Genomic DNA, 19,905 nt, shown 5'->3' with positions numbered 1-19,905 from the left:
AAACGCTAACTTAACATGTTTAATTTTAACAAATGCTCAATATTGAAATCTAAGGATTTAAATTATTAAAATATTCGTAAAAAGGCTTTCAAAATTTTTAACTCGTATAAAAATCTGTACTTTTGAAAAATCAAAAATGAAAAGTAACAGCGCAAAATATCAATCTACAATGACAACTCAAACAGGAGTTGCAATTGCTGCTACAACAATTTCTACTACAACAACTACTACCCCTTAGGGGTATACACTTTTACATATAATCCAGATTATCTATACTTTTTTCGCAAAAGAAGAAAGGTAATGGGTACATAAAAACTATTGCATTCAAAGAAAAAAAATATCAAAAATGAAAGTATTAAAATTTGGCGGAACTTCGGTTGCCAATGCTCAAAATATAAAACTCGTTCTCGAAATTGTTAACCAAAAAGCGAAGCAGGATAAATTAGTAGTTGTAGTTTCTGCACTTAGTAAAGTAACTGATTTATTGCAATTAGCAGCAGCAAAAGCAGCGGCAAATGATGAAGGCTTTAGAGATATTGTTGCCGAAATCGAGAAAAAACACCTTGACACACTTAAAGAACTTATTCCGGTAAGTGAGCAAAGCAGTTTGTTGAGCCATGTAAAAAGAATCATAAACCACTTAGAAACTTTATTAGACGGTTGTTTCCTTTTAGGCGAATTATCGCCAAGAACTGCCGATACTATTTTAAGTTTTGGAGAATTGCTTTCATCTTATATCATTGCTCAGGCGTTTCAGCAAACTGAAAAAGATGCGGTTTATAAAGATAGCCGTGAGTTAATTAAAACAAATGCTGATTTTGGAAAAGCAGTTGTTAACTTCGAAATTTCAAACCAATTGATTCAGGAATATTTTGCTTTGAATCAATCAAAAATCAATATTCTTCCAGGTTTTATCGCTCAGACTTTAGACGGAATTACTTCCACTTTAGGACGCGGCGGATCTGATTATACGGCAGCAATTATTGCCGGAGCAATCGATGCGGAACAACTGGAAATCTGGACTGACGTAAACGGAATGTTTACTGCAAACCCAAAAATCGTAAAACAAGCGCAGCCAATTGCGAATATTTCGTATCAGGAAGCAATGGAATTGTCGCATTTTGGTGCCAAAGTTTTGTATCCGCCAACAATTCAGCCGGTTTTAAGAAAAAACATTCCAATTTTAATCAAAAATACTTTTGAGCCGGAAGCTGTAGGAACTTTAATTTCGGACACTGTTGTATCAAAAGATACCGTTGTAAAAGGAATCAGTCATATTGATCATATTTCACTGCTGACACTTGAAGGTCCGGGAATGATTGGAGTTGCAGGTTCATCAAGACGTTTGTTTGAAGTATTGTCTCAGGAAAAAATCAACGTAATTTTTATTACTCAGGCTTCTTCTGAACATTCCATTTGTATCGGAATTTTAAATTCGGATGCTGATAATGCCGAAGCTGCGATCAACAGAGCTTTTGAAATCGAAATTGCACAAAACAAAATCGATCCTTGTTATGTAGAAAAAGACCTTTGCATTATTGCTTTGGTTGGTGAAAACATGAAAAATCACCAGGGTTTAAGCGGAAGAATGTTCTCTACTTTAGGAAAAAACAACGTAAACATTCGTGCGATTGCGCAAGGTGCTTCTGAAAGAAATATCTCGACTGTAATTAACGAAAGAGACGTTAAAAAAGCATTGAATACTTTACACGAAAATTTCTTTGAAGAAAACACTAAACAGCTCAATTTATTTGTAATGGGCGTTGGAAATGTGGGCGAAAAATTCATCGAGCAGATTCACAATCAGAGAAAATTTTTAAAAGACAATTTAAAGATTAATGTTCGCGTAATTGCTTTGTCGAACTCAAGAAAAATGCTTTTTGATGAAGACGGAATTTCTTTAAAAGACTGGCAATCGACTTTGGATAAAGGTGAAGAAGCAATTCCAACAGAATTTATTGCACGTGCCAGAGAATTGAATTTACGTAACAGTATTTTTGTTGATATTACAGCAAATGCAGGTGTTTCTGAAATGTATGAGAAATTCTTAAAAGAAAGTATTGCCGTTGTAACTTGTAATAAAATTGCTTGTTCATCTGCCTACGACAATTATAAAAAACTAAAAAGTTTATCACGCCAATACAACGCTCCGTTTTTATTTGAAACGAATGTTGGTGCGGGATTACCAATTATAGATACTGTAAAAAACCTTATTGCATCTGGCGATAAAGTGCATAAAATTCAGGCGGTTTTATCTGGAAGTTTGAACTTCATTTTCAATAATTTCGATAAAAACAATTCTTTTCACGATGTGGTAAAAGAAGCCGGAGTGCAAGGATTCACAGAACCTGATCCGAAAATTGACTTAAGCGGAATTGACGTAGCTCGTAAAATCCTGATTTTGATTCGCGAAAGCGGTTACGAAATGGATATTGACGCCATTGCAAACGAATCGTTTTTACCAGCTGATTGTTTAGCAACAACAAACAACGAAGACTTTTTTGCTTCGTTAATCAAACACGCTGCTCATTTTGAAGGTATTTATGAAGAAGCTTTAGCCAAAGATTCAAGATTGAAATACGTAGCGCAATTCGAAAACGGAAAAGCAAGCGTTGGTCTGCAATTCATCCCAAAAGAGCATCCTTTTTACAATCTTGAAGGAAAAGACAATATCGTATTGTTCTACACAGATCGTTACGTAGATCAGCCTTTATTGATAAAAGGCGCCGGAGCCGGAGCAGCGGTAACAGCATCAGGAATTTTTGCAGATGTTATTCGTATTGGGAATGTTTAGCCGCTAAGGCACTAAGACGCTAAGTTTTTAAGTTTTTATTCTTTGAGACTTAGCGCAAAAAATAAAAAATCTTTGCGTCTTTGCGCCTTCGTGGCAAAAACCAAAGCCTTAAAAAAATAAAACTTTGTGACTTTGTGCCTTCGTGGCAAAAACCAAAAAAATGAAAGAAATAAAACTATTTTGCCCGGCAACTATCGCAAACCTCTCCTGCGGATTTGACGTACTCGGACTTTGCTTAGACAATGCGGGCGATGAAATGATTGTTCGAAAAGTCGATCAAAAAGGAGTACGAATCACTAAAATTGTGGGTGCCGATTTGCCTTTGGAAACCGAAAAAAACGTTTCTGGAGTTGCAGCTTTGGCAATGCTTGAAACTTTAGACGAACTAGATTTTGGATTCGAAATCGAAATTTATAAAAACATAAAAGCCGGAAGCGGAATCGGAAGCAGCGCTGCAAGTTCTGCCGGAGCGGTTTTCGGAATTAATGAATTATTAGGAAGACCATATTCTCGTAAAGATTTGGTTCAGTTTGCGATGCAGGGCGAAAAATTAGCCAGCGGAAACGCGCATGCCGACAACGTTGCTCCTGCCCTTTTAGGCGGATTTACTTTGGTAAGAAGTTATGCTCCGCTTGATATTATCAGAATTGACAGTCCGGAAGAATTATTCGCAACGGTGGTTCATCCGCAAATTGAGTTGAAAACTTCTGATGCACGTTCAGTATTAAAACAAACGGTTTCCCTAAAAAGCGCCATTATGCAATGGGGAAATGTAGGCGGATTAATCGCAGGTTTATACACCAAAGATTACGAATTGATTGGAAGATCGCTTCATGACGAAATCGTTGAGCCTTTAAGAAGTGTTTTGATTCCGGGATTTGATTTAATCAAACAAACGGCTCTTGAAAACGGTGCTTTAGGTTCTGGAATTTCAGGTTCTGGCCCATCTATTTTTGCTTTAAGCAGAGGAAAAAATACCGCCGACCAAATCGCAAAAGCCATGAGCGACGTTTACGAAAAAATGAATTTACCATATGAAATTCACGTTTCGAAGATAAACCCCGATGGAGTTCGCATTTTGTGAGATGTGAAATGTATTAAGTAAAAAAAATTAAAAAAAAGTTTTGTCAGGCTGAGCGAAGTCGAAGCCCACGCAAAGTAAAAACACAATGTTTGTCATTTCGAGGAACGAGACCCGAGCGATAGCGAACAGGCGAAGCAAATCGCACTAGTTTGTCGACAAAGTATAGACACAAAACATAGCCATAAAGTTTGTCATTTCGACTGAAAGGAGAAATCTCCACAAGAAGCTCGACAAAGATTTGACTCTCATTGCGGAGTTACTTGCGGAGATTTCTCCTTCGTCGAAATGACAAGAAAACCGAACATAACTATTGGAATTTGGAATTTAAAATTTGGAATTTCCTCCAAAAATCTAAAATCTAAAATCTAAAATATCAAAATATCAAAATATCAAAATGAAATACTACAGTTTAAACCATAATGCCCCAAAAGTTTCTTTTCAGGAAGCCGTAATACAAGGATTAGCGAGTGATAAAGGATTATATTTCCCAGAAAATATCACCGCTTTAGATTCATCATTTTTTGATAAAATCGAAAGTTTAAGCCACGAAGAAATTGCTTTTGAAGCCATAAAACAATTCGTTGGCGATGAAATTCCGGCTTCAACATTAAAAGAAATCATTGCAGATACTTTAGTTTTTGATTTTCCGGTTGTGAAAGTTGAAAACGGAATCTATTCGTTAGAATTATTTCACGGCCCTACAATGGCATTTAAAGACGTTGGAGCGCGTTTTATGTCACGTTGTCTGGGATATTTCAATAAAGACAAAAAAGACGCTAAAAACACCGTTTTAGTAGCAACTTCCGGAGATACGGGCGGAGCCGTTGCCAGCGGATTTTTAGGCGTTGACGGCGTTGATGTTGTCATTTTATATCCGTCAGGAAAAGTGAGCGATATTCAGGAAAAACAATTGACTACTTTAGGGCAAAACATTAAAGCGCTGGAAGTTGACGGTGTTTTTGACGATTGTCAGGATATGGTAAAAAAAGCATTTTTAGATGAAACTTTAGCGCACAAAAACCTTACTTCGGCAAACTCAATTAATATTGCGCGCTGGTTACCGCAAATGTTTTATTTCTTCTTTGCTTACAAAGCATTGAAAAGCCAAAACAAACCTTTAGTTTTTTCTTGTCCAAGCGGAAATTTCGGGAATATCTGCGCCGGAATTATGGCAAAGAAATTAGGTTTACCAATTGAACATTTTGTAGCGTCTACAAACGTAAACGACACGGTACCAAGATTCTTAGAAAACGGAAAATACGACCCTAAACCTTCTAAAGCAACAATTTCTAACGCAATGGATGTTGGAAATCCAAGTAACTTTATTAGAATTCAGGAATTGTACAATAATGACTTAAAAGCTTTCGAAAAAGATTTCTCTTCTTATAGTTATACCGATGAAGAAACTCTTGAAGCTCTAAAGAAAATTTATAACACAGACGGTTATATCGCAGAACCGCACGGTGCTGTTGGTTATTTAGGTTTGAAAAAAGAATTGGAGAAACATAGCAATGCAATTGGTGTTTTCTTAGAAACGGCGCATCCTATTAAGTTTTTAGATGTTGTTGAACCTGCTTTGGGAATTACACTTCCGATTCCGACACAAATTGAGAGTGTTATTAATGAGGAGAAAGTTAGTGTGAAGATTGGAACTTATGAAGAGTTGAAGGATTTCTTGGGGTAATTTTTTATAAAATAAAAAATTTAAAGCCGCAGATTACAACATTTTAAAACTGTAATTTGTGGCTTTATTCTTTTATAAATATAAGGTTCAGAAATAATTATTAATTAAAATATATCTTTAAATTATATAACCAATTTATTTAAAAAATTATGGAAATGAGACTTCGATTAAACTATGAAAGCTTCTTCAATGAAAATGATAATATTCAAGATTTAATAGAACCTTTAAATAAATTGGATTTATTAAGAGCCGTAAGTTATATAACAAATAAATCCAGAACAGAAAAGGATTCCATCGAAACAATAAATAATTGGTTTAGAAATCCTTTACATAAATTAAATTTGATTCCTATAACTCCTACAAACACATCAATTCTAAATATTTTCAGTAGTTTAAAATTATTGAATTATATATATGAAAAAGAAGATATAAAAACAGATGTAATTATTGATACGGACGAATTTGAATTACGCCTATTTAAAACATATCTTTTATTAAATTCCGAACAGGATAAAATTGAAAAAGCAGGAAAAGATAAGCTGCCACAAAATGGTTCTGATGAACACCTAAGCGCATCTTTACTTATAATGGCGTATCATGACCATGATTTACAAAATTATATTCTGAACGAAGTTTTTTTAACTCAATTTATAAAGGCTATTGATTTTTTTCAATTTATTGAAAACGAACCAAAGCTTGCGTCTCACCTTTCCTTATTCCTTTCAACATATAACTGCAAAACATGGAAAGAATGGACAAGAAATTTATTAAATCTGATTATACCTGTAATTAATCATAATGATGAAACATATTCTGAAATTCAACTTGAAGAAGATGCTAATTTTGAAATAAATTCAAACTTTATAAATTTATTTACAGTTTCAATTGATTACAATGAATTACCTGATTTTGTAAGTTTGAGAAGTAATCCAATTTTAAAAATTGACGAAAAAACATTTATTATTCTCAGTAAATTATTTTTAGTTGAACGAATATTTAAAAGTGTTGTTTTTGAATTCAGTTTAAAGATCAATGTAAGTTTGCCAAAAGAATTACAAGTAAAAGATTTTCGATCAATTTATTGTGATCATTTTTCTGAGCAGGTTTTATTATACAACACTTTAGACAAATGTTTCCCAAATAATAATAAATGGATTAAATTTAGAGGAGAAGATTTTAAAAAAAATGGATATTCAGCAGAACCTGACTATTATGTAAGATTTAAAAATAAAATACTTCTATTTGAAAGTAAAGACGTAATTTTAAAAGGAAAAGTAAAACAATCCAGAGATTTTTCAATTTTATCAGAATCGTTAAAAGAGAAGTTTTTAAAACACGGTAAAGACAAAAAAGCAATATTGCAAATAATTGAAAATATAAAAAGATTATTTAGTATTTATTACACAAAAATAGACAACAACTATAACATAGAGCATCTAAATATCTATCCAATATTAGTTGTTCACGATAGACAATTTGATACTCCTGAATTAAACAGATTAATAAATATATGGTTTAGAAATGAGATTAGAGAGAACTTCAATACGAAAGAAATTTCCAAAATAAATGATCTTGTTATTATTAATATTGATACTTTAATTTTATATCAAGAGCATTTTAGAAAGAGAGGAGAGTACGGATTAGAAATAATGATTAACAAATATTTTGAATTTATAAGACCAACTATTATTAAAAGTAAGGAAGAATTTAGGCAAAAGTATCTTAATACTTCTATTTCTTTCTCTCTCTTTGTTGCAAGAAAATTTGATCAGACTAATTTTAAAAATCAACCATCTTATATTGAAAATTATATTCAGAAACTTGATTTAAAATAAAGTCTAGAAAAGAATAAAAAAGAGATCTTAATAAGATTCTTTTCATTCTAATACATCACTCTCTATCGTAATCATACCTATCGTTAACACAAATAAATTCAAAACATATTCTACACACCCACCAGCGGGACACTCACCCTAGCAATTGCAGTAACAAAGCGTTAATGGTAAGCTTAAGAAAAAAGTAGATATTCAAAATATATTTTTATATTTACAACGCAATCGTAGCTCAGCAAGGTTAGAGCGCTTGAGAAATCAAGAGGTCGCAGGTTCGATTCCTGCCGGTTTATGAGATACTACTTTTTTTAGATTTCATAAACTGGCAAATCAGCTAATTAAATAAAATATGCCAGACCCAAACACCCTAGATTTTTACAAAGCATATGTTGTAAATACTACTGATTATCTTACTGCAGAAAATGAAATAAGAAGAACAATAAATAGAGCAATTAAAGAGAATAAAACAAATACTCTTAACGTTCAAACAAAATTATATGCTCTCTTATATTCAACTTATTCAGAATCAAGTTTCATGAAAATGATATTAACTCCTTATGGTTTTGAACAAAAATATATAGATGAAATTCTTAAACAGGCAAGTATTCAAGAGAAATGGTATAAAACAATAGAACTAGCTTTCTTAAAATTCAATACTTTCTCCAAAGGTTCTGAAATTCCAAATAAAAGTCTAGAATTAAAAAGAATTGTACTTAAATATATTGTAGACCCAAGTATTATTAGAAACAAAATTGCACACGGTCAGATTACAGTTGCTTTGAACAGTAAAAACACTGCGCTAAATATCGATTTGACCACAAAGATTGATAATTTAGATGTTGTGTATATTTATAGATTATTTCAAATAAATAAAAAACTAATTTCAATAATTGAGGATTTAATTGAGTCTCCTGACAAAGCTCATTACAATTACTATTACAGCAAATTTCAAGAACTAGAATCATTCATTTCAAAATCACAACATTGGAATTTGTCATCAAAGAAGAATACAAAAAGTATGTCTAAAACAGTTATTCGTTAAAAAGGCTATTATATAAAAAAAAGACCTTTTGTGAAGGTCTCTTTTTATTTTAATATATCTTCAAAAAAGGATTATTTCCCGTTCAATAACTTCTCCAAATACTCAACCTTATCTTTTTCAGCTTGCACCAAACGTTCGTAAAGTTCAACAACTTTATCTAAAGGATTAAAAGTACAACCGTAATTACCCGTCGTTATATTTCCGTGATCTTGAAAAGTATTTCCAATAATATTAAAAACCGCTTCTTCTGAAAAGTTCTTAATTGCTTCAACAGAAACTCCAAGAGCATTTGCTATCTCAATTAGTTTTTGTTCTTCGACAGTTTCGCTGTTTTCAATAGCTGAAATAGTCTGCTGACTTGTCCCTAAAGCTTGTGCTAGTGCTTCCTGTTTCATATCTTTAAGCTCTCTGATACGGCTTATATTTCTGCCGATATGTTTTGGTTTTATTGCTGTACTCATAATTCAAAGATATTTAAAATTCTTAAACGAAAATTAATTTCGGTAAAAAACAAATTAGCTTTTGTAAGATACGCTTTTCATAATTGATATAAATTGACAAATTCGGCTTTAGCCAAAAAACGTTAAAGATTTAGGCTAAAGTCATTTTCTAATGTAATTTTGTTTCTCCAGCTAAAGCCGGAGGCAATTCAATTTTTATAAAACAAAATCACATTAAAACATAATGATTACAAAATCAACTCTTGAAGACATTCCTGCATTATTAACTTTAATAAACTCTGCATACAGAGGAGAAACTTCTAAAAAAGGCTGGACTACAGAAGCACATTTATTAGAAGGAAAAAGAACAACTGAAGAGGAATTAACCGAAATTATTTTAGATCCTAAAAATACATTTTTAAAATTCACAGAAAATAACCAAATAATTGGTACGGCTTTATTGGTAAAGAAAGAGCATCAGTTGTATTTAGGAATGCTGACCGTTTCGCCTGTATTACAAAATGGCGGAATTGGGAAAAAATTGCTGGCAGAAGCCGAAATTCGTGCTAAAGCTTTAGGATTGCCTAGTATTATTATGACAGTTGTTTCGGTTCGTTCTGAGCTTATTGCGTGGTACAAACGTCATGGTTATGTTGAAACTGGAGAAAGAGAACCTTTTCCTCCAAGTGAAATTCATATTAATATTTCAGATAAGCCTTTGGAGTTTATATTTTTAGAGAAAAAGATTTAAGTTTTTTTTTGCCACGAAGGCACAAAGACACAAAGTTTTTTCTTTTTTACCATATAAGTAATATAAGTTCATTTAAAAGAAGATTAAATATGGATCTTAGATACTTTGAAATCTTATAAAATATTCAATAAATGAAAATAAGTCTTTTGTCTAAAAAAGATAGTAAAGCTTCTATTTGGAGTGGCGGATTGACATATGAATATATGATATATCCGAAAACAGCAAACTATACGGATAGAGATTTTGTATTCAGAATTAGCAGTGCTACAATAGAGGAAGTGCCTTCAGTGTTTACCAAATTTAAGGGCTATTACCGATACTTAGTTATGCTTGATAACGACTTAGAGATTGAGGTAAACAAAGAAAAAAAAGTATATGATAAGTATGAAATCATAGAATTTAATTCGGATGATGAAGTGGCTTCTTATACAAATGGTGTTGATTTTAATTGGATGGTTTCTGAAAAAATAGACCATCACAAACTGAGAATAGCGAATAGTAATCAGATTTGTAATGCTCAAGTAATAATTTTGTTTTCTTTAGATACAACAGTTATTAAAATTAATGAGAAGTCATATAATCTGGAACCTTATGATTTATTAGTCATTGAAAATCAAAAAAAGGAAAATATAATGCTTCATTTTTCTAATGAATGCCTTTTTGGGATATTGGATTTTTAAAAGAAGTTGTTTTGCCACGAAGGCACGAGGACACTAAGTTTTTTTTTTAATCTTGCAAGTCGCAAAGTTTCCATACAGTTTGTCATTTCGAGGAACGAGACCCGAGCGACAGCGAATAGGCGAAGCAAATCTCCGCAAGAAGCTCTACAAAGATTGGAATCCCGTTGCGGAGTTACTTACGAAGATTTCTCCTTCGTCGAAATGACAAGATTGAGGATAATTAATCTGCGTGAAACAAAAATCATTTTAATCCTTTTATCCTGATAGCTATCGGGAGTGGCTAAAAAACTTATGTTAGACGCACTGCTGTGCGTCTCTACGGAAAAAAACCTTTGAACCTTTGTTACTTTGTATCTCTGCCCCTTTCATCTTAAGAAACCCTTCTCTTAATCTTTGATAAAAACTCGTGTGAAACTCCTAAATACGATGAAAGATTTTTGTTGTTTATGGTCTGGACTTTTTGCGGATAACGATCTTTAAAATCTAAATAACGCTGTTTTGAAGTTTTATTTAAAACATCCAAAAGTCTTTGTTGAATCGCCACATTGGCACGCTCAATCATTAAAACATGAAACTGAATAAGCTTGGGAACTTCTGCAAACAACTGCGCTTTTTGGGCTTTATTTATAACCAAAATTTCGCTGTCTTCTATGGCTTTAATATTGTAAGTCGTTGGCTTTTGGTGATAGAAACTTTCCAGATCACACATCCATTCATTTTCGAAGGAAAAGAAAATTACGGTTTCCGTTCCGTTTTCGTTTAAGATGTAAGTTTTAAATGAACCTTTTAAAATAAACCCCTCATAACTATTATTAGAATCCTGAATTTGAAGAAACTGATTTTTTTTAAGTTTAATAAGTTCAGCTTTTGAAACAATGATATTCCATTCTTCATCTGTGAGCGGGATCTTTCGCTCAATGTTTTTTCTTAGTAGGTTGTACATGCTTGTGGTTTTTGTTGGAAATAAATTTGTTTTTTCAATCCACTCTTTATTAGGGGTTTAAAAAATGTAATCGATTACGTAAATGTACACTATTTATGCATTTTTGTAAATTAACAACTGTTAAAAAAACGAATTTCATAGATTTTTTTGCAAAAGTTTGAACTTGTTCAACTTTTTTCCTGCAAATTATAGTCAGATTTGTGTTGTTAAACTTTTATAAATAACCAAACTTAAATTATGAAATTACAATCAACACTCTCCATGTTTTTACTAACATTGGCTTTAGGATTTACGGCATGTAACTCTGAAGAAATTGCTTCACCGAATTCAGAAGCAAGTACCGAAACAACAATTCAGTCAGGTACGACGAATTTAACCGCAAAAATTGGAAACTGTTCTGAAGTTCCGGGCTGGGCTTCTCAAAACGGAAATACAACAGGCGGCGGTTCTTCGGCTGAAACTACTGTTACAACTTACGCTCAATTAAAAGCGGCTATTGAAAACACTTCTGTAAAAGTGATCAAAGTTTCCGGAACTATTACAGTTACTACACGATTATCATTTCAGGATCAAACTGGTAAAACTATTTATGGTGCGAGTGGTGCAAAACTGGTTTCGACAAATCAGACTAAAGATGCTTCTGGAATTATTAACATTAAAAGATGTAAAAATCTAATCATCAGAAATCTTATTTTTGAAGGTCCCGGAGCTTATGATACTGATGGCTGGGACAACGCAATTCTGGATGAATGTACCAATGTTTGGGTAGATCACTGCGAATTTAGAGATGGTGTTGACGGAAACTTCGACATCAAAAACAAATCCGATTATATCTCGGTTACATATTCTAAATTCCATTATCTAAAACCACCAAAAGCTGGAGGTTCCGGAGGATCGGACGATCATAGGTATTCAAACTTAATTGGTTCAAGCGATGGTGCTACCGCAGATCGCGGCAAATTGAGAATTACTTTTGCAAGATGCTGGTGGGCTCCCGGATGTAAAGAAAGAATGCCTAGGGTTCGTTTTGGAAAAGTGCATTTGGTAAACAACTTCTTTAACAGTACAGTAAGCAATAAATGTATTGCTGCAGGTTTTGAAGCTGATCTTCGTGTAGAAAGCAACGTTTTTGAAGGTGTAAAAACTCCTATCGATTTAATGAGCGGTTATACTGCTGTTACGGCAACTGATAACGTTTTTACCAATACAACCGGAAATCAAGCCGGAAGCGGTACTGCTTTTACTCCGCCATATTCGATTGTAAAACTTAATAAAACAGCTGTTAAAGCTGATATTTCTGCAAATGCAGGAGCTACTTTAGGCGGTAATATCTGCGGCTCTTTTTAATTGAATTAGAATAAAAGTAAGTTAGTTTTTAGTTAGAACCACGGATTGCAGTGATGCAGTTCGTGGTTTTTTATTTTTTTTCTGCCACGAAGACGCAAAGATTAAATGTAGAGGCGCACAGCAGTGCGTCTAACACAAAGTATGGACAATTGGAGCGTAGACGCACTGCTGTGCGCCTCTACAGAAAACCTTTGTAACTTTGAACCTCTATACCTTTGATCCTTTCCTTAAAGCACCAACTCTTCAAACAATCTCTGAATCGTTTTCTCCAAATCCTGACACAAACCCGGATGAGGTCTTGAAGTTTGGATTGCAGAACTTCTAATTGCGGTTAACCAGCGGAAACGCTCCGGAATATCAAATTCAGCAATTGGACCGCCATCTTTAGCACCTTTGGCGATTTTTTCTAATGAAGTCAGATTGCATTCTAATTGTTCGATATCAAAATCGTTTGAAAGTGCTTCAATTTTTTCTTTATTTAAATGAAAAAGTACTTTTATAAATTTGGCTTTTTTGCAAAACAAAATGATTCCGATATTCAGGAATTCTTCGCGCTCTACCCTTGGCACAACACGAATCACAGCATATTCGTATAAGTGATTATCTTGCATTTTGAGCCTGATTTACAAATATTTCTGAATTATTTAATCGGGTTTGCAAAAACTGTAAATATACATTTCGTAAGCCTTCAGGTGTTTCGTCTGCATCTTCCCACTGAAGCCAGTCTAACGGAATTGTATTTACAATATCTTCTAAAATTTCCGGTGTTAAAATCGCTTTAAACTCAGCGTCAACTTCTTTTAAAAGTGAGGCTTGCGGCAATAAAACGTGGTCTTTTATCAACGCAAACGGACTTTTGGCATGCTGTTCCCAATTGTTCCAGGAATGATGAAAATACAAACATGCTCCGTGATCAATCAGCCATAATTCTTTATGCCAAATCAGCATATTGGTATTTTTGAAAGTTCTGTCTACGTTTGTAATATAAGCATCCAGCCAAACAATCTGCGAAGCTAATTTTGCATCTACTGTAGTTACAACGGGATCAAAAGTTATGGCTCCCGACAAGAAATGAAGTGCCAGATTCAATCCCTGACTTCCTTGCAGTAAATCCTGAATTTCTTCGTCGGCCTCAGTTCTTCCAAAAGCTTCGTCGAGATTTGCGAATACTAATTCTGGTAATTGTAGTTTTAAGGCTTTTGCTATTTGTCCGCCAACTAATTCGGCTATAAGGGCTTTCACGCCGTGTCCGGCACCACTAAATTTTAATACGTATTTAAAATCGTCATCGGCTTCTGCCAAAGCGGGTAAAGATCCGCCTTCGCGCAGCGGCGTTATATAGCGCATGACGTTTACCGTTCTGAGATCGAAGTTGTTTTTCATAAATACAAACTTACTAAGGTTTTTGCCACGAAGCCACAAAGACACGAAGTTTTTTAATCTCGCAAAGACGCCGAGTCGCAAAGTTTTTGTCCACGCTATATTCCCAATCTTGTCATTTCGAGGAACGAGAAATCTCCACAAGAAGCTCTACAAAGATTGGATTCTCGTTAAGGAGTTACTTATGAAGATTTCTCGTTCCTCGAAATGACAAACTGTATGGGAACTTTGCCTAAAAGCTTTGCGACTTTGCGAACTTTAAAAAGCAAAGCACCTTAAAAAAACTTAGCGTCCTTTGCGAAAAAAAACCTTTGTGTACTTTGCGTTAAAATAAAACCTCAGTTAAGCTTTTAAACTCAAAAATGCCTTTCCTAAATACTTAATAATTGTAGAAGCTGTAAAAGATTCATAACCTGTTTTTGGTAAAGCGATATCTGCGGTTAATCCATGAAGGTAGACTCCGAATTTTGCGGCGTATTTTGGTTCGTAGCCTTGTGCAAGGAAGCTTGTGATGATTCCGGTTAGGGTGTCGCCGCTGCCTGCTGTGGCAAGTGCTGCGTTTCCAGTTGTGTTTTGGTAGATTTCTGTTTTGTTGATAATGAATGTCGGTGCGCCTTTCATTACAATTATCAGTTTGTATTTTTCTGAAAAAGCGATTGTTTTTTGGAACTTTTCGGAATCTGAATTCCATTTGCCAATTAAACGTTCCAGTTCTTTGGGATGAGGCGTTAAAATGGTGTTTTCGGGAATTAATTCTAACCAGGATTGATTTTCGGCTAAAATATTAAGTGCATCTGCGTCAATAACTAAAGGCGCTTTGTTGATTCTTAAAAATTCAAATAAGGCTTTTTGTGTTCCGAGTTCCTTCCCTATTCCGGGTCCAATTCCAATTGCTTGCGGAATTAATGGCAAATGAATATTGGTAATGAAATTGGTGTTTTCATCGGTAACGGTCATTACTTCGGGAATGGAGATTTGAAGGATTTGATAACCGCATTTTGGTATAAAAGTCGTTACGAGTCCGCAACCGGATTTTAAGCATGCTTTTGAGGCTAAAACGCCTGCTCCTATTTTTCCGTAACTTCCGGCAATAATCACGGCGTGTCCCTGAATTCCTTTGTGTGTATGAGGGTTTACGGGTTTGTATATTTTTAAGATTTCTTCTTTTGTGATTAAATATGGAGATTTCATTTGATGACTTTTTTATTTTAAACACATAGAGTCATAGTTTTTCTTTGTGGATAAAGGCGTTTCACTTGTTTTTAATAAACATAGCTGATTGTGAAAATGTGACTTTATAAAAGATGATTCTTTACTGTTTCTTATGATTAAAGTTACATAAAAAATCGAAAACACGAATGTTTATTGTTTTCGTTGAGTCCTAGCCCTGATTACTTCACTATATTTTTATTTTTCATAGGAGTTCAGTGAACTTCGTTTGAAGCGGCATCCTTTTGCTTTTTTCTTTAAAAAGCAAAAGATATAGCGGATAGCAGGAAATTGCTCCTAATTATTGCGAAATTTATAATTTAAGGCATTCAAATTAGATATTTTTTGAATAGATTTGCAGAACAATTTTATAAAACAACACAATGAAAAATACTGCGCTTACGCACATACATGAGAGTTTGGGAGCGAAAATGCTGCCTTTTGCGGGTTACAATATGCCTATTACATATGAAGGTGTAAATGCTGAACATGAAACGGTTCGTAATAGTGTGGGCGTTTTTGACGTTTCGCATATGGGTGAATTTTTGTTAACGGGACCAAATGCTTTGGCTTTGATTCAAAAAGTGACTTCAAATGATGCTTCGACTTTGACTATTGGTAGAGCGCAATATTCTTGTCTGCCAAATAATGAAGGCGGAATTGTTGACGATTTGATTGTTTATAAAATGAAAGAAGAAGAGTATTTACTTGTTGTAAATGCTTCGAATATTGAAAAAGACTGGAACTGGATTTCATCTTACAATGATTTGGGAGTTGAAATGAAAAACCTTTCTGATGATTATTCATTATTGGCAATTCAGGGACCAAAAGCGGTTGAGGCTATGCAGGCTTTATCTTCTATAGATTTATCTGCTATTGCTTATTACCATTTTGAAGTAGCAGATTTTGCCGGATTTAATGATGTAATTATTTCTGCAACTGGTTATACTGGTTCAGGAGGATTTGAAATTTACTGCAAAAATGCTGATGCTGAAGCAATTTGGAACAAAGTTTTTGAAGCTGGTGCAGCTTTCGGAATTAAACCTATTGGTCTTGCAGCGCGTGATACGTTACGTCTTGAAATGGGATTCTGCCTTTACGGAAATGATATTAATGATACGACTTCTCCGCTTGAAGCCGGTTTAGGATGGATCACAAAATTTACTAAAGATTTTACAAACTCTGAAGCTCTTAAAAAGCAAAAAGAAGCTGGTGTTACGAGAAAATTAGTTGCTTTTGAAATGCAGGAACGTGCGGTGCCAAGACACGATTACGAAATTGTAGATGGTTCTGGAGCTGTAATTGGAATTGTAACTTCTGGAACAATGTCGCCTTCTATGAATAAAGGAATTGGTTTAGGATATGTTACGGTTTCAAACAGTGCTGTTGACAGTGATATTTTTATTAGAATTAGAAAAAATGATGTTCCTGCAAAAGTGGTAAAATTGCCTTTTTACAAGAAATAATTAAAGTTATAAATATTGTAAGATGCATTACTGTAATGGTAATGCATTTTTTTTGCCGCAGATTAAATGATTGTAGGGATTAACCCTTTAAATTCATTTAATCTGTGGCATTTTATTTCTTATTTATATGTAAGATTTTTTAGAAAAAATGTAAACCGTTTTCGAAAAATTACCGTAACTTTAATATAGAATGTTGAGATTTCACCTATGAACAAAATTTTGCCGTTATTTTTACTGTTTACCTCTTTCCTATTTAGTCAAAATAGCGCCGAGACATGCCAAATTCTGAACAAAATAAATGCCGTTATTCAAACGGAACATTTACGTCCGAAACCTGTTGATGACAGTTTATCTGTTTTTGTTTTTGATAATCTTATAAATGAATTAGATCCTTCACGCAATATCTTTTTTAAGAGTGAATACGATCAACTGGCTGCAGAATATCGTTTAAATTTAGACGATTTAATTTTAAGTAATGATTGTACTTTTTTAACTGATATTACGGCCAAATATATTAATGGATTGATCAGAACTAAAGAGGTTCTTGAAAAAATTCAGGCAACTGCATTTGATTATACCAAGAAAGATACGATTCGATTCTATAAAAAATCCTTTCCTTTTTATTTAAAGAATGAAGATTTAGAGAAAGTATGGCGTAAAAAACTGCGTTATCAAATTCTGGATGATATTGCTGAAACGAGTGATAATTTGGATTCTATTAAAGCTAATTTTGTTTCTATTGAAGCTAAGTCCAGAAAACTGATTCTGGCTAATGAAATTTGCCGTATCAGCACTCTTTTAGAAACTAAAACCAAACAAGACGAGAATCTTTATAATTTCTTCTGTACTTATTTTGATCCGCATACGGCTTATTTTAGTGACGATTCTAAATCGAGTTTCGTGGCTTCCTTATCAAAAGAACATTTATCATTAGGAATGACGGTTAATTTGAATGAAAAAAATGAGATTATCGTTCACGAAATAGATCCAAATGGCCCGGCGTATCAAACTGGGCAGATTAAAAAAGGCGATCAGATTATTTCGGTTTCCAATCATAAAGAGACACTTCAGGTTTCCTGTTCTTCGTTAGAATCTATTTCTACCATGATTTTATCTGAAGCGAATAAAACGCTTACGCTTACGCTGAAAAGAAACTCAGGCAAAAACTTTGATGTTTACATCGAAAAACAAGTCATGAAAGACGAAGAAAATTCGGTTTTCAGTTTTATAATTGGTAAGGAAAGTAAAATTGGCTATATAAAAATCCCGAGTTTTTATGCTGATTTAGATGGAAACAGTAGAAAAGGCTGCGCCGATGATGTTGCCAGAGAAGTTATTAAACTCGAAAGAGATAATATAAAAGGTTTAGTGATTGACTTGATTGATAATGGTGGCGGTTCGATGGAAGAAGCGATAAAACTGGCCGGAATGTTTATTGATTATGGGCCAATTTCGGTTGTTATTGATCATACTAAAGAGAAATCAGTTATCAACGATCCTTACAAAGGCATGATTTACAGAGGTCCAATTGTGATTTTGGTGAATAGCAATACGGCTTCTGCAAGTGAATTTTTCTCTTCGATTATGCAGGATTATAATCGTGCGCTTTTGCTAGGAAGTAATACGCTTGGAAAGGCTACGATGCAGACGATTCTTTCGCTTGACGAAAATAAAAATACGGATTTCCTTAAAATTACTATCAATAAATTCTACAGAGTTACCGGAAAAAGTCATCAATATATTGGGGTTACGCCAGATGTTGTTCTTCCTGAATTTTATGAGGATGTTTATCAAAAAGAAAGTGATTTCCCTACTGCGATGAAAAATGACAGCATTGAACCATTTTTAAAATTCAGGCCGTATGTAAAACGCGCTTTAATTGATAAATTGGCCAAAAACAGTTCTTTAAGATTGGCTGATAATTTTTATTTTAATGATATTAAAAAGATCAATCTAAAAATAGATCAATTGGTCAATACGCCAAAAGCAGAGATTCCGATGACTTTGGATGCGGTTTTTAATCAAAAGAAAGTCGTAAATTCTCTTTGGACAGAGATCAATACTTTTAATGACGAAAATAATCCGCTGGATGTTTACAATTCTTCTGTAAATCAGTTTTTATTGGGTGCTTATCCTAATGATAAAACGATTAATCAATATCAAATGGATAATTTAAAAACAAATCCATACCTCAACGAAGCAGTGAATATTATCAATGACTTTAATTTTTCAAAATAGAGATTTTTGTTTCAAGTTTTTTTTGTTTCAAGTTTCAAGTTAACAGCAAAGTGCGCAAAGTTGTGCCAACTTGAAACGTGAAACCTGAAACTTGAAACAAATAAAAAAAATTAAAATTTTGATTTTGGATAAATAAGGAATAACCTTTATTTTTGCATCACAAAACTAAAAATTAGAAATGGGAAGAGCGTTCGAATTTAGAAAAGGAAGAAAAATGAAACGTTGGTCTGCAATGGCCAAAACATTTACCAGAATTGGTAAAGACATCGTTATGGCTGTTAAAGAAGGCGGTCCTAACCCTGACGCCAATTCTAGATTAAGAGCTGTTATACAAAACGCTAAAGCGGCCAACATGCCAAAAGATAATGTTGAGCGCGCGATTAAAAATGCCAGCAATAAAGATACTGCCAACTATAAAGAAATTTTATTTGAAGGATATGCTCCTCACGGAATTGCGATTTTGATTGAAACTGCATCTGATAACAATAACAGAACGGTAGCAAACATTCGTAGTTATTTCAACAAATGTAACGGGACAATGGGGACTCAGGGTTCTGTTGAATTTATGTTTGATCATACTTGTAATTTCAGAATTGCAAATAGTGGTCTTGATGCTGAGGAATTAGAACTTGAATTAATTGATTTTGGTGCCGAGGAAGTTTTTGAAGACGAAGACGGAATCTTAATCTATGCTCCTTTTGGAAGTTTTGGTGCTTTACAAAAAGAGTTAGAGAACAGAGGTTTAGAAATTTTATCTTCTGGTTTTGAGCGTATTCCGCAAATTACAAAAGAATTAACTGAAGCTCAAATCGCTGACGTTGAAAAACTAATCGAAAAAATTGAAGAGGATGATGACGTAATGAACGTTTATCATACGATGAAAGAGGAATAATATTTTTCTTTTTATAAAAATTTTAAAAGCTCTGAATTTTCAGGGCTTTTTTGTTTTTGTTAAAATTGATGCAGAAGAAAGCAAAATATTATAAAAAGTAAAATAAACTATTATATTTGTCGC

16 protein-coding genes and 1 tRNA gene are annotated in these 19,905 nt (G+C 33.6%); 12 read left to right on the top strand and 5 right to left on the bottom strand.

What is annotated here, in order from left to right:
• The first annotated feature begins 346 nt into the window (after positions 1 to 346).
• From thrA to B3C18_RS24735, 6 genes are all read left to right on the top strand, one after another.
• Complete coding sequence (gene thrA / locus B3C18_RS24760) at positions 347 to 2,794, top strand: bifunctional aspartate kinase/homoserine dehydrogenase I (RefSeq protein WP_291153201.1); 2,448 nt, start codon at positions 347 to 349, stop codon at positions 2,792 to 2,794.
• Positions 2,795 to 2,954: 160 nt separating this feature from the next.
• Positions 2,955 to 3,878 carry a homoserine kinase gene (locus B3C18_RS24755; RefSeq protein WP_291153197.1) on the top strand — a complete coding sequence of 308 codons (924 nt, stop codon included), beginning with the start codon at positions 2,955 to 2,957 and terminating at the stop codon, positions 3,876 to 3,878.
• 394 nt (positions 3,879 to 4,272) lie between these two features.
• Complete coding sequence (gene thrC, locus B3C18_RS24750; RefSeq protein WP_291153195.1) at positions 4,273 to 5,562, top strand: threonine synthase; 1,290 nt, start codon at positions 4,273 to 4,275, stop codon at positions 5,560 to 5,562.
• 149 nt (positions 5,563 to 5,711) lie between these two features.
• A complete protein-coding gene (locus tag B3C18_RS24745; RefSeq protein WP_291153193.1) occupies positions 5,712 to 7,397 on the top strand; it encodes a hypothetical protein in 1,686 nt (561 codons plus the stop codon).
• 217 nt (positions 7,398 to 7,614) lie between these two features.
• A tRNA-OTHER gene (locus tag B3C18_RS24740) sits at positions 7,615 to 7,687 on the top strand.
• A 56-nt stretch (positions 7,688 to 7,743) separates the two neighbouring features.
• Positions 7,744 to 8,436 (top strand): hypothetical protein, encoded by a 693-nt coding sequence (locus B3C18_RS24735; RefSeq protein ID WP_291153188.1) that lies wholly within the window; start codon positions 7,744 to 7,746, stop codon positions 8,434 to 8,436.
• Between the two features lie 71 nt (positions 8,437 to 8,507).
• Here B3C18_RS24735 and B3C18_RS24730 read toward each other — a convergent pair whose 3' ends face one another.
• Entirely contained in the window at positions 8,508 to 8,897 is a 390-nt protein-coding gene (locus B3C18_RS24730; RefSeq protein ID WP_291153185.1) for a helix-turn-helix domain-containing protein, read from the bottom strand.
• 223 nt (positions 8,898 to 9,120) lie between these two features.
• Between B3C18_RS24730 and B3C18_RS24725 the strand changes: the two genes are divergently transcribed.
• Positions 9,121 to 9,627, top strand: a complete 507-nt coding sequence (locus B3C18_RS24725) for a GNAT family N-acetyltransferase (RefSeq protein WP_291153183.1) — start codon at positions 9,121 to 9,123, stop codon at positions 9,625 to 9,627.
• 131 nt (positions 9,628 to 9,758) lie between these two features.
• Positions 9,759 to 10,307: a HutD family protein gene (locus B3C18_RS24720; RefSeq protein ID WP_291153180.1), complete on the top strand. Its 549-nt coding sequence runs from the start codon at positions 9,759 to 9,761 to the stop codon at positions 10,305 to 10,307.
• 370 nt (positions 10,308 to 10,677) lie between these two features.
• Here B3C18_RS24720 and B3C18_RS24715 read toward each other — a convergent pair whose 3' ends face one another.
• Positions 10,678 to 11,250 carry a Crp/Fnr family transcriptional regulator gene (locus B3C18_RS24715; protein WP_291153177.1) on the bottom strand — a complete coding sequence of 191 codons (573 nt, stop codon included), beginning with the start codon at positions 11,248 to 11,250 and terminating at the stop codon, positions 10,678 to 10,680.
• A gap of 237 nt (positions 11,251 to 11,487) precedes the next feature.
• On the opposite strand from B3C18_RS24715, the gene B3C18_RS24710 reads away from it, so the two are divergent.
• On the top strand, positions 11,488 to 12,597 hold the full coding sequence (locus tag B3C18_RS24710; protein WP_291153174.1) for a pectate lyase family protein: 1,110 nt from the start codon (positions 11,488 to 11,490) through the stop codon (positions 12,595 to 12,597).
• Between the two features lie 227 nt (positions 12,598 to 12,824).
• Here the strand turns inward: B3C18_RS24710 and B3C18_RS24705 are convergent, their stop codons facing one another.
• From B3C18_RS24705 to B3C18_RS24695, 3 genes are all read right to left on the bottom strand, one after another.
• Positions 12,825 to 13,208, bottom strand: coding sequence for a DUF3037 domain-containing protein (locus B3C18_RS24705; protein WP_291153172.1), 384 nt, complete (start codon positions 13,206 to 13,208; stop codon positions 12,825 to 12,827).
• Positions 13,198 to 13,980 carry a HipA family kinase gene (locus tag B3C18_RS24700; protein WP_291153170.1) on the bottom strand — a complete coding sequence of 261 codons (783 nt, stop codon included), beginning with the start codon at positions 13,978 to 13,980 and terminating at the stop codon, positions 13,198 to 13,200. The genes B3C18_RS24705 and B3C18_RS24700 overlap by 11 nt, the downstream gene beginning before the upstream one ends.
• A 339-nt stretch (positions 13,981 to 14,319) precedes the next feature.
• Entirely contained in the window at positions 14,320 to 15,168 is an 849-nt protein-coding gene (locus B3C18_RS24695; RefSeq protein WP_291153168.1) for an NAD(P)H-hydrate dehydratase, read from the bottom strand.
• 401 nt (positions 15,169 to 15,569) lie between these two features.
• On the opposite strand from B3C18_RS24695, the gene gcvT reads away from it, so the two are divergent.
• The 3 genes from gcvT (at position 15,570) to B3C18_RS24680 (ending at position 19,782) form a co-directional block, all read left to right on the top strand.
• The gene (gene gcvT, locus B3C18_RS24690; RefSeq protein ID WP_291153165.1) at positions 15,570 to 16,652 is read left to right on the top strand and encodes a glycine cleavage system aminomethyltransferase GcvT; all 1,083 of its coding nucleotides are present in this window, start codon (positions 15,570 to 15,572) and stop codon (positions 16,650 to 16,652) included.
• A gap of 207 nt (positions 16,653 to 16,859) precedes the next feature.
• Positions 16,860 to 18,890, top strand: coding sequence for a S41 family peptidase (locus tag B3C18_RS24685; protein ID WP_291153162.1), 2,031 nt, complete (start codon positions 16,860 to 16,862; stop codon positions 18,888 to 18,890).
• 178 nt (positions 18,891 to 19,068) lie between these two features.
• Positions 19,069 to 19,782 carry a YebC/PmpR family DNA-binding transcriptional regulator gene (locus tag B3C18_RS24680; RefSeq protein ID WP_291153160.1) on the top strand — a complete coding sequence of 238 codons (714 nt, stop codon included), beginning with the start codon at positions 19,069 to 19,071 and terminating at the stop codon, positions 19,780 to 19,782.
• The last annotated feature ends 123 nt before the right edge of the window (positions 19,783 to 19,905 follow it).

This window comes from Flavobacterium sp. UBA7680, from assembly GCF_002482975.1.
Lineage (GTDB): Bacteria > Bacteroidota > Bacteroidia > Flavobacteriales > Flavobacteriaceae > Flavobacterium.
This window is presented reverse-complemented; position numbering and strand designations above follow the sequence as displayed.

Excerpts from the sequence above, each read along its gene's own strand:
- B3C18_RS24715 (WP_291153177.1), bottom strand. The coding sequence starts at position 11,250 with ATGTACAACCTACTAAGAAAAAACATTGAGCGAAAGATCCCGCTCACA.
- B3C18_RS24735 (WP_291153188.1), top strand. The coding sequence starts at position 7,744 with ATGCCAGACCCAAACACCCTAGATTTTTACAAAGCATATGTTGTAAAT.
- B3C18_RS24755 (WP_291153197.1), top strand. The coding sequence starts at position 2,955 with ATGAAAGAAATAAAACTATTTTGCCCGGCAACTATCGCAAACCTCTCC.
- B3C18_RS24705 (WP_291153172.1), bottom strand. The coding sequence starts at position 13,208 with ATGCAAGATAATCACTTATACGAATATGCTGTGATTCGTGTTGTGCCA.
- B3C18_RS24710 (WP_291153174.1), top strand. The coding sequence starts at position 11,488 with ATGAAATTACAATCAACACTCTCCATGTTTTTACTAACATTGGCTTTA.
- thrC (WP_291153195.1), top strand. The coding sequence starts at position 4,273 with ATGAAATACTACAGTTTAAACCATAATGCCCCAAAAGTTTCTTTTCAG.
- B3C18_RS24695 (WP_291153168.1), bottom strand. The coding sequence starts at position 15,168 with ATGAAATCTCCATATTTAATCACAAAAGAAGAAATCTTAAAAATATAC.
- B3C18_RS24685 (WP_291153162.1), top strand. The coding sequence starts at position 16,860 with ATGAACAAAATTTTGCCGTTATTTTTACTGTTTACCTCTTTCCTATTT.
- B3C18_RS24700 (WP_291153170.1), bottom strand. The coding sequence starts at position 13,980 with ATGAAAAACAACTTCGATCTCAGAACGGTAAACGTCATGCGCTATATA.
- B3C18_RS24725 (WP_291153183.1), top strand. The coding sequence starts at position 9,121 with ATGATTACAAAATCAACTCTTGAAGACATTCCTGCATTATTAACTTTA.
- B3C18_RS24680 (WP_291153160.1), top strand. The coding sequence starts at position 19,069 with ATGGGAAGAGCGTTCGAATTTAGAAAAGGAAGAAAAATGAAACGTTGG.
- thrA (WP_291153201.1), top strand. The coding sequence starts at position 347 with ATGAAAGTATTAAAATTTGGCGGAACTTCGGTTGCCAATGCTCAAAAT.
- B3C18_RS24730 (WP_291153185.1), bottom strand. The coding sequence starts at position 8,897 with ATGAGTACAGCAATAAAACCAAAACATATCGGCAGAAATATAAGCCGT.
- B3C18_RS24745 (WP_291153193.1), top strand. The coding sequence starts at position 5,712 with ATGGAAATGAGACTTCGATTAAACTATGAAAGCTTCTTCAATGAAAAT.
- gcvT (WP_291153165.1), top strand. The coding sequence starts at position 15,570 with ATGAAAAATACTGCGCTTACGCACATACATGAGAGTTTGGGAGCGAAA.
- B3C18_RS24720 (WP_291153180.1), top strand. The coding sequence starts at position 9,759 with ATGAAAATAAGTCTTTTGTCTAAAAAAGATAGTAAAGCTTCTATTTGG.